The organism is Paraglaciecola sp. (genome assembly GCF_030730205.1).
Lineage (GTDB): Bacteria > Pseudomonadota > Gammaproteobacteria > Enterobacterales > Alteromonadaceae > Paraglaciecola.
The window spans coordinates 1-10,551 of sequence record NZ_JANQVQ010000228.1 but is presented as its reverse complement, the minus strand read 5'-3'; the positions used below and the strand labels follow the sequence as shown (position 1 = coordinate 10,551).

At 43.9% G+C, this 10,551-nt stretch carries 8 protein-coding genes; 6 read left to right on the top strand and 2 right to left on the bottom strand.

Going from position 1 to position 10,551, the window contains the following annotated elements; all coding sequences use genetic code 11:
• The coding region (locus NWQ57_RS15335; RefSeq protein ID WP_306023037.1) for a PEP-CTERM sorting domain-containing protein at nucleotides 1–1,626 on the top strand (1,626 nt) is incomplete at its 5' end.
• 63 nt (nucleotides 1,627–1,689) lie between these two features.
• Here the strand turns inward: NWQ57_RS15335 and NWQ57_RS15330 are convergent.
• Nucleotides 1,690–2,433: a class I SAM-dependent methyltransferase gene (locus tag NWQ57_RS15330; RefSeq protein WP_306023036.1), complete on the bottom strand. Its 744-nt coding sequence runs from the start codon at nucleotides 2,431–2,433 to the stop codon at nucleotides 1,690–1,692.
• Between the two features lie 120 nt (nucleotides 2,434–2,553).
• A complete protein-coding gene (locus NWQ57_RS15325; protein WP_306023035.1) occupies nucleotides 2,554–5,169 on the bottom strand; it encodes a TonB-dependent receptor in 2,616 nt (871 codons plus the stop codon).
• A gap of 318 nt (nucleotides 5,170–5,487) precedes the next feature.
• On the opposite strand from NWQ57_RS15325, the gene NWQ57_RS15320 reads away from it, so the two are divergent.
• The 5 genes from NWQ57_RS15320 (at nucleotide 5,488) to NWQ57_RS15300 (ending at nucleotide 10,460) form a co-directional block, all read left to right on the top strand.
• Nucleotides 5,488–6,165 carry a histidine phosphatase family protein gene (locus tag NWQ57_RS15320; protein WP_306023034.1) on the top strand — a complete coding sequence of 226 codons (678 nt, stop codon included), beginning with the start codon at nucleotides 5,488–5,490 and terminating at the stop codon, nucleotides 6,163–6,165.
• A gap of 40 nt (nucleotides 6,166–6,205) precedes the next feature.
• Nucleotides 6,206–7,432 (top strand): acyl-CoA dehydrogenase family protein, encoded by a 1,227-nt coding sequence (locus tag NWQ57_RS15315; protein ID WP_306023033.1) that lies wholly within the window; start codon nucleotides 6,206–6,208, stop codon nucleotides 7,430–7,432.
• A gap of 6 nt (nucleotides 7,433–7,438) precedes the next feature.
• On the top strand, nucleotides 7,439–8,485 hold the full coding sequence (locus NWQ57_RS15310) for a phosphotransferase (RefSeq protein WP_372340929.1): 1,047 nt from the start codon (nucleotides 7,439–7,441) through the stop codon (nucleotides 8,483–8,485).
• 24 nt (nucleotides 8,486–8,509) lie between these two features.
• Entirely contained in the window at nucleotides 8,510–9,484 is a 975-nt protein-coding gene (locus NWQ57_RS15305) for an NADPH:quinone oxidoreductase family protein (RefSeq protein ID WP_306023031.1), read from the top strand.
• A 64-nt stretch (nucleotides 9,485–9,548) separates the two neighbouring features.
• Nucleotides 9,549–10,460, top strand: a complete 912-nt coding sequence (locus tag NWQ57_RS15300) for an aspartyl protease family protein (protein ID WP_306023030.1) — start codon at nucleotides 9,549–9,551, stop codon at nucleotides 10,458–10,460.
• Nucleotides 10,461–10,551 lie beyond the last annotated feature (91 nt).

Below are 10,551 nucleotides of genomic sequence, written 5' to 3'. Positions count from 1 at the left end.
GTAGGCCAAAATGCGCTACTTAACGGTGATGGTGCTTTACATAATGTGCTGCTCGGCAACCTAGGCACTATTTCTGCGGATGCGGCTGGCTTAAGTATCAACCTTGCCAGTGGTTCAAGTAATAGTGGTGTGATAGAAGTCAGCTCGGGTGTGCTCGCGCTACAAGGTGACAGCTTGCAAAATGCCGGTGGTTTACTTGCCGCCAGAGCCAATAGCGAACTGCAACTACAAGGCATTACAGTGATAAACGGTGCCGTCAGTGTTGTAGGGAATGGCTCGGTTCTCAGTGGTTACGGTACTTTGGATAATATTGCATTGCAGGTATCCGAGGGTACGATTACCGCTAATGTGAATGGTCAGCGTTTAACCCTTGATCCTGGCGATGCTGCCCAGTTGATGCGCGCCACTTTGCGGGCCGAAAACGGCGGTATTTTATTGTTAACTCAAGGTGATTTTGATAACGGCGGTGGCACCTTAATTCAAGCCAGAGAAGGCTCGGTGGTTGAGATTAAAAATATCTCCATGAATGGTGGCCGATTAGAAACCCTAGGTGATGGCAAAATTATCGACTTAGGCTCAAGTGATTTTACTAACATGAGTTTTAACGCGAATACCGAAGTGGCCAACGGCGGTGAATTTAACTTACATGGCACTATCATCAATACCTCGTCACTCACCGCCTTAAACGGTGGCGAAATTGTCATGCATGATGCCAATCTTACGGCTTATACCTTAAAAACCATTACTCATCCTGATGGCAGTGTGACCTTTGAACCGGTAGCCAGTGATGGTCAGTTAAATATTGCTGCAGGCGGCACCTTTAAAGGTGAGGGTAGAGTGGATGAGCTCGCCATGGATAACCAGGGCACTATTCATGCCGATGGCAGCAAAGCATTAATCTTTGATTTGAAAGGCGATTTATTTACTAACAATGGCACGGTTGAAGTGACTGGCGCTGGTGGCATGCAAATCGACGACAATCAAGTGATGAATAATGGAAAAGTGGATGTCCAATCCACTTTGACCTTGGCCAACAACTTTGTGCAACAAGCCGGTGAACTGAAAGTTGATGGTGAGTTAGTGGCCAGTAACGTGACTATCGATAAAGGCACTTTAGCGGGTAGTGGCGTGGTGGATGCTGATGTCACCGTTAATGCAGACGGCAAATTAGGCCGTGGCAGTTTGATTTTAATGCAGGATCTGAATTTGTTAGGCACCCTAGAAATCGATATGACTCACTCTAGTCTGTATGACATGTTAGATGTACGTGGTGACGTAACTGTAGGCGCATCAACACAGTTTGAATTAATGTTTGCCTCTGATTACAACCCACTGGACGGATTTGACTTTGATTTCTCCTTTGTTAATAACTTTATCAATTTTGATTTATTAAGCATTACTAATTTTATTGTAACGGGTTTAATGGACGGTTTTGATTGGGCAGTGGTGTGGGATGATGCAAGCGGCGGATTTGCCGTAGATATATTCAACGACGACGCGTCGACACCCACTACAGACGTACCTGAGCCACACACCATCATGTTATTATTGTTTGGTATCGCCTTTTTGGTGTTGCGCCGTAAAGAGCCTAAGCCAGAACGTAGAGAAGATAGTGAGAAAAAATAGAGGTAAACAGTGCGAGCAAAAAACGGTCAGGTGACCGTTTTAACTTTAACGTATACGCTATGGCTAATAGCGCTTCACGCACGCGAAAATTGCGTTACCTGAGTGATTATCCCATTCTACTAACTTGCTGTAATCGTGTTGAAACACGCTTACCTCAAAGTAAGGCTTTAGTAAGCTTTGCAGCTCATTAAAATCGAGCGCTACCATTGAATGACGGTCTTGCCAGCTTCTTTGCTGTCCATCAGTGTTTTTATCAATACTCAACAACAAAGATTGTAGATTGCCTTGCCCCGGATAATGCCACGCAGAGCTAAACTTGAACTCGCTGCCTTCAAACTGAGCATAGTGTTGCTCTGATTTACAGTTATCGATTTGGGTTTTATCCACGCTGTTAAAACAAAACATACCACCGGGACTCAATGCCTCAAATACGCATTTAAAGCAGTCTTTAAGCATGCTGATATCTTGGCAGTAATGTAGCGAATACAAAAAACAGGTAATTAAATCGGCCTTTTCTTGCACCGCAAAATTTGCCATGTTGCCCTGGGTAAATGTGGCTTGTGGGCATCGTTGCTGCGCTATGTCTAACATCGGTTGGTTAAGATCTAAACCGCGGCATTGATAAGCATACTGAAGGAAATACTGAATATGCGGGCCAGTGCCACAGGCTAAATCAATATGCTGTAGACCTTGATTACCAAAGATATGATGCAAGCGACGGACACAATCACTTTGACTTTGATAGTCAATATCAGCGCACATCAGATCATAGTAGGCGGATAAATCAGTGTATAAGGCTGTGCTCATAACTGCTCGTTAGGTCTGTAAAATAAGGCCGCGGATTTTATAGTAAATTAAGGGGTTTGCGAAGGGGACCTCATACATTAAAAAGCCGGCAATACAGCCGGCTCTATTCATTTCTCGCTATTAGAAACGTTTTTTAACCGTTACACCAAAGGTTCTTGGCTCAGCCATATAGGCGTTCAATTTACCCTCTTGTAAAGGGGTGTTGAAGTTAGTGCGGTTAATATACTCTTCGTCTAATAGATTACGGGCCCAGACAATGACGTCCATATCATAATCAAGGAAGTTCATGAATAATCGAGCGTTAACTAAACTATAGCCATCTTGCACGGCATAAGGGTCGTTACTGCCATCTAAGATAATTTCGCTGGTGTAGGTATATTCACCTTGCACGTAGGCGTAAATACTATCTGACATCTCGATATCTTGTTTTAACGACAATACGGCATAGTTTTCTGGCTCGCCACCTGGCCTGTCACCTGAGCGATCACAGAAACGATTTGGATTGCCATCAGCGTCTGTACCACGACCGGGATCAGCAATTCCGGTGTGCCACGTGTAAGCCGTCCAACAGTTACCCGCTAAAAAGGTCTTGTATTTTGCTTTAACCAACGCATAACCCAAATTAACTTCTAGGCTGTCCGTAGGCAACCATGTTGCTTCTAACTCCAGACCTTTTATCTCGTAATCACCAGCGTTTTGTAAGTTAAAGCCATTACCCGTAAAAGTATTCGCTTGGAAGTCATTCACGGTGGTGTAATGAGTGGCTGCGTTAATGCGTAAATCTTGGTCTGGAAAATCCTTTTTCAAACCAATTTCAAATGCTTGAGAAGTTTCCGCATCAAACAATGGATTAAAACCGGTAGCAATCCTGTCTGTATTAGTCCCGCCTGACTTATAGCCTTCGCCGTACGAGGCATACCAAAGCGTATCGCTATCTGGTTGATAACTTAATTTGATGGTACCGGTAACCTGATCGTCTGAAAGGGTCTCATTAATATCTGCTCGAGGCCTAGTTGTATCACCTAGCAACAAGAACGCCCAGCCAGCCTGATCAAAGCCAGAAAAATTGGCTAGACTGGCTTGTCCTTCAGCGGTGGTTAAGTCAATTAAACCTGCTCCAATGCCACCTAAGGTCGTTAAGGCGCCAACTAAATTAACTGGTGTGTTGTTGGCTAAACCGTTAATGCCAGGGCCCACTTCGGTGAACACTGTCGACAAATCTTTGTCTTCGCTAGTGAAACGTAAACCGGCGGTCAGTGTTAATTCATCAGTAAATTTGTAATCAAATTGACCAAATAAGGCATAGCTTTTATGTTTTTGTTTTGCCACGTGATTAAAGCCAGTCCCTGCCGGTGCACCGGCAGCGCGCGGGGCGATTAAACCGTTAGCAGCTAAGTTATCAATACCCCCCAACAACGCACCAAAACTGCCAGGGCTGCCGGTTAATGCATCAACGTTTTGTCCCAACACTCCTAAGGCAAAACCATCAAAAATGTTGTCGGTGTAAAGGCTGTACTCTAAGTCTAAATCTTGCTCAAAATAGTAAGCACCTAGTATGTAATTTAGCTTGTCGCTTTTATAGTCAAGGCGTAATTCTTGTGAAAATGAACTCTGCTGAGAATCGTTTAATGTGCCAAATAAATCTGCGTCAGTGAAGTCGGTATCTAAATTATCGTATGACTCAAATTTACGGATTGCAGAGATAGATACTACGGTATAGTTTTCATCCAAATCCCAGTCTAATTGGGCCGATAAACCACGGTCTTTCATGCTGGATTCAGGTAAAAATGACACTGCGATTTCACGATCATAAAAGGCATCGCCACCAGCGAAAACGGTTCCACCAAGAGTGGGTAGTGCAGCGTCAGTACCAAACTTACCATCAATCTCTTTGGCGCTAAGGTTACTTAATTGAACGGGGGCACCACAGCAAATTTCATTGATTTCAGCATAATCGGCAATAACACGTAATGTTACGTCTTCGTTGGGTGTATAAAGTGCTTGTGCTCTGGCACCCCAGCGGTCACGATCATTAACAATATCGTTGCCAAATTCTTTATCACTAATTGTACCGTCTCGTTGGCTACCAAATGCAGTAACACGAAAGGCTAATACGTCTTCAATAGCTGAAATGGAAGTTGCACCAGAGAGATTCACCAAACCGTAATTGCCCACTGTGGCTTCTAAAAACGCATCGCCACCGCTATGACTAGGTAGCGCTGTGGTAACAAGTACAGCACCTGATGGGGTGTTTTTACCAAATAAGGTACCTTGCGGGCCGCGTAATACTTCAACTGCCGCTACGTCCACTAAGTTGTTAATTAAGGAGTTTTGACGAGCGCGATATACGCCATCAACGTACAAACCAACCGAGGATTCAAGACCAAAGTTTTGTGAAGAAGTACCGACACCACGAATAGAGAAACTTGAGTTAGTGGCACTTTGACTTTGAAAGGCACCTAAACCTGGCACATTCGTTTGTAAGTCATACATGTCTTTGATGACAGATTCAGCCATTTCGTCGCCAGTAAAGGCGGTGACCGAGACGGGGACTTCTTGTAAATTTTGCGCGCGTTTCTGCGCAGTAACCGTGATGGTTTCTAAGCCTTGTTTTTCAGGTTTAGTTGGCTGTTCCTGTTCCTGGGCATTCGCAACTGTCCCGCTAAAAGCGAGGCTAAGACCGATGAAAAGTGCTATGGGGGTGCGTTTGAAACGTGGTAAGTGGCTGTGGCTCATTTAAATTTCTCTCGTTACTAGTAAAAAAACAGACTAGTTTGGCTACGACTTTATTGGTTGTGTTCGGCAGAGCATCTTTGGTTTTTGGGCTTTTAACTGCTCTTACCTCTATTAAGCTAACAATGTTTTCACCTAAATGTAAATAAAACGTTTTTAAAATGTTATTCATGATGGGTATTTGTTTGGTGAATGTAGCCTAATTTTACATTATTGATGGTGTTAATTAGTTTTGAGAATGGAATCCTATTAAAATAATCAATTAAACTAATAGATGGTTTCTGCATACACTGACTGGCATTAAGAATTAAAGGAATATTCATGCCTGAACTGTTTTTAGTGCGTCATGGCCAAGCATCATTTGGTGCAAAGAATTACGATAAACTAAGCCCTCTGGGGCACCAGCAAAGCCTGTGGCTAGGGCAGTATTTTAACGAGCGTCAATGTCATTTTAGTCAGGTATTTACCGGCACTTTGGTCAGACATCAAGAAACGGCTGCGGGTATTTTGCAGGGTTTAGATGAGGCTCCTGAGCCAAAAAGTGATGCACGCTTTAACGAATTTGATTTTGCTACCATTGGCCAAGCTTATCTAAATCTTTATCCCGCTGAGACCCTAGCTCCCTCTGCTTCGCCATCTGAATTTTATCGCTTATTAAAAAAAGCCATGTTGGCTTGGTCACAAAATCAGTTAAATCCTGATGACGTCAGTGAAAGTTGGCAAGACTTTAAAACTAGAACATCAGGTGCTATTGAGTGCATAAAAAGCCACCAAGCAGAAGGACCCGTTCTCGCAGTAAGTTCAGGTGGTGCCATAGCAATGATGATGAGCGTGATCTTAGGATTAGACGCCGTGCAAGTGATTGAACTTAATATGCAAATACGCAACACCAGTTTTAGCCATCTTTATTTCAATCAACACAACATCCGTTTGAGTAGTTTTAACAACGTGCCGCATTTGGACACGCTTGAACGACTACCATCAATTACCTTTAGCTAGGTTATCCATCAACCCTCATTAATTGCTTACAGGAATTAACATGAATTTTGATTACTCTGAAAAAACGTCCGGTTTAATAAAAAGGTTAGAAACCTTTATGCAGGAGCATATTTATCCTGTTGAGCAAGCTTATATAGAGCAAGTGCATGCTAATGCGCAATCACCTGAAACTCGCTGGCAAACTCCTGCGATGATGGAGGATTTGAAGCAAAAAGCCAAAGCGGCAGGATTGTGGAATTTATTTTTGCCCCACGAATATTTGCCTTATGGCGCGGGTTTAACCAATCTAGAATATGCGCCCTTATGCGAATTAATGGGGCGCGCAATGTGGAGTTCTGAAGTCTTTAATTGCAGTGCACCTGACACAGGCAATATGGAAGTGTTAGCCAAGTACGGCTCTGATGAACATAAAAAGCAGTGGTTAGAGCCTTTATTGGCCGGTGAAATTCGCTCAGCGTTTGCGATGACTGAACCTGCAGTGGCGTCATCGGATGCGACCAATATTGAAACCTCAATTGTCAAAGAGGGCGATAACTATGTCATTAATGGTCGCAAGTGGTACACCAGTGGTGCGATGAACGACAATTGCAAAATTATGGTGGTGATGGGAAAAACGGATACCAGTGCGGCCCGCCATCAGCAACAGTCACAAATTTTGGTACCAATGAATACCCCCGGCGTGACGGTAGTCAGAGCAATGGCTGCCATGGGCCACTATGATGAGCCGGTTGGGCATGCCGAAGTATTGTTTGAAAACGTCAAAGTGCCTGCGGCTAATTTATTAGTAGGCGAGGGCGAAGGCTTCGCAATTGCCCAAGGCCGTTTAGGTCCTGGCCGTATTCACCACTGTATGCGTTTAATTGGCTGTGCCCAACGCGCCCTTGATTTAGCGTGTGAGCGTGTTGAGTCACGTATCGCCTTTGGTCAGCCATTGAGTAAGCAACAATCGATCCGTGAGCGCATTGCCCAAATGCATTGCGATATCGAGCAAGCTCGTTTATTGACCTTAAAAGCAGCTGATAAAATGGATCGCTATGGCAATAAAGTCAGCCGCGATATTATCGCTGCAATTAAAATTGTTGCGCCTAAAATGGCGTGCAATGTTATCGACCAAGCGATTCAGATGCATGGCGCTGCAGGCACCAGTCAGGACTTTATTCTAGCGGCCACCTATGCCTATGCTCGCACTATACGTATAGCAGATGGTCCTGATGAAGTGCATATGATGCAACTAGGGCGTAATCTTATTAAAGATGCCAACGCTTAAGAGGGAATGACATTGAGCGATTCAAATCAAGTTGATCAACTAGATGAGCAGGTATTAGCTGAGTATTTAACTCAGCATTTGCCTGACTTTAAAGGCCCCGTCAGCGCCACTAAATTTGCCGGTGGCCAGTCAAATCCAACCTTTAAATTACAAACCTCAGACCGGACTTACGTATTAAGACGCCAACCACCCGGTAAGTTACTCAAATCAGCCCATGCGGTTGATCGCGAGTACAAGGTGCTGGCTGCCTTACAACACGCTAACGTGCCAGTTGCAAAGGTATATCATTTATGTGAAGACCCCAGTGTGATTGGCAGTCTTTTTTACATAATGGAATATGTTGAAGGCCGCGTATTTTGGGATAGCTCGCTACCTGAGATCACGAGCAGTGATATTCGCGGGCAAATGTATCAGCAAATGGCAGAAGTACTCGTTGCTTTGCACAGTGTGGATATTGAAAAAGTAGGCCTTGGTGACTACGGCCGCCCGGGTAATTATTTTGAACGCCAGCTAAGCCGGTGGGGCCAGCAATACACATTATCAGAAACCCACGAAATTGCTGAAATGGACCAGCTCATTGCTTGGTTAAACGCTCACTTACCAGCAGATGATGGCAAGGTGTCGTTGGTTCATGGTGACTATCGCATGGACAATTTAATGTTTCATGTCAGTGAGCCTAAAATTGTTGCTGTACTTGACTGGGAATTGTCGACATTAGGGCATCCCTATGCTGATTTAGCTTACCAATGTATGCAATTACGCTTACCCGAAAATGTGGGGAAAGCCACAGGTTTAGGTGGCGTTGACCGTGCTCCTTTGGGGATCCCTACAGAACAAGAGTATGTTGCAACGTATTGTCGACTCATGGGGATTGACAACATTCCAAATTGGAACTTTTATCTGGCCTTTAGTTTTTTCCGCTTAGCGGCTATCGCCCAAGGCGTCGCTAAACGGGCGCAAGACGGCAACGCATCAAATAAAGAAGCGATGAAGGTTGGCGCAATAGTACAGCCTTTAGCTCAGTATGCCTTGCAATTGACTCAAGGCCGGTAACCCCACGAATTGATGGAGTAGTAAATGAAAGCGATTGTATGTAACGAATTTGCCCCTGTAGAAGCCCTTAAGTACCAAGATGTGCCTGATCCAGTGGTAAAAAAAGGAGAGGTCATTGTCGATGTTAAAGCCTGCGGGGTAAATTTCCCTGATGGTTTACTCGTACAAGGTTTATATCAAATGAAGCCGCCGACACCGTTTATTCCGGGCAATGAAGTGGCCGGCGTAATCAGTGAACTGGGTGAGGGCGTTAGCCACCTGAAAGTGGGTATGCGGGTCATCGCATTATGTATGTTAGGCGGTTACGCAGAAAAAGTGGCAGTACCGGTCACCCATGTTATGCCTATCCCTGATGCTATCCCTGATGATGAAGCTGCCGCTTTAGTGACTGCTCATGCTACAGCGCATCATGCCTTAAAACAACGAGCCCATATTAAGCCGGGAGAAACTTTATTGGTTACCGGAGCTGCCGGTGGTACGGGTTTAGCCGCAGTACAAATTGGTAAACTAATGGGGGCAACCGTTATTGCGGTATGTTCAACCCAAGAAAAACTTGATGTCGCTAAAGCAAACGGTGCAGATATCTTAATTAACTACACCGAAACTGACCTCAAAACGGCGATCAAAGAAGTAACTAATGGCAAAGGCGTTGATGTGGTCTATGAATGCGTTGGTGGTGATACCTTTCACGCTTGTTCACGTAGCATGGCGTGGAACGGCCGTTTGTTAGTGGTGGGCTTCGCTGGGGGAACCATTCCTGAATTCCCAGTTAATTTAAGTCTCGTTAAAGGCTATTCAGTGGTTGGCGTTTTCTGGGGCTCGTTTACCCAACATCAACCCAAAGATTTTGCCGCCAATATGCAAGAATTATTGACTTGGTATGTTGAAGGAAAGGTGAAAGTCATCGTTGATGAGGTACTCCCTTTGGCCAATGCAAAAGATGCCTTAAATAAAGTAATGGGCAGAGAAGTAAAAGGGAAAATGAGTTTGCGCCCTTAAGGTAATTTTTATACACTTCCCATAAAGTTAAAAACCAAAATTCTCGGGGCTTCGGGATGTCTTTATGGAAAATTTGTTAATGAGATTATTTTGCTTCTTGCTGATTTGTTTTTGGAGTCAGTCCTTATTAGCGAATGACCACGGCTGGGTTGATATTACTATTGATAATGGACATATCAAATTCCCTGTGGTTATTCAGGGTAATCAAGGACTGGCCATTTTGGACAGCGGAGCACAGCTTAATGCAATCAATGATAGCTTTGTTAACAAACACAAATTAAAGGTAAAGGTTGGTAGAAAAGTTACTGTAATGGGTATTTTCGGTAAAGAGTTGCGAGAAACGTATAACGATTTAAAGGTAGAGATGTTCAGTGCACCATTAAAGTTTGATGGTGTGGTCAGTGCTCCGCTCGGTCATCCAGACAATGCGATTTTACTGGGGGCGAATTTTATGAATAATTTCATCATTCAGACGGATTATGTGAATCAGAAAATTCGCTTTTTAGATCGAGAGTCAATAAATTTAAAGAAAGTAAAAAACTTAGAAATGATGGCACAAAAAGGCAGTGGACAACCCATTATTAAAATTCGCTTGAACAACGAAGATGATCTTTGGTTACTCCTTGATACGGGAAATAATGGTGGAGTTATGATAGAAAGGTCGGTTGCGATAGCCAATAATTGGTTAAATACTTATCCTGTGGTAATTACGAATAATCGAGGTGTGAACAGTCTAGGGTATAGCGAAACCTTTAATGTGCCTACCTTGGAGATAGGGCCATTTATCTTAGAAAATGTAATCGTCAGTGTGCCTGCAGAAGGTCAAAGCAGTAATTTGGCGTCACAGTACGAACAATCATCTAGTCGCTTAAAAGGGAAGCGAGTTCGAGGTATTCTTGGTTACGATGTACTTAAACATTTTGTGCTGACTATCGATTATGAAAAGGGCTATGGACACATCGCATTACCCAACTAAGTGTAAATAAAAACGGCCTCAAATGAGGCCGTTTTCTTAGGAGAAGGTGTTACGCTTCACCCACCATGTTGAATGGTTAAATCAGTAGCGA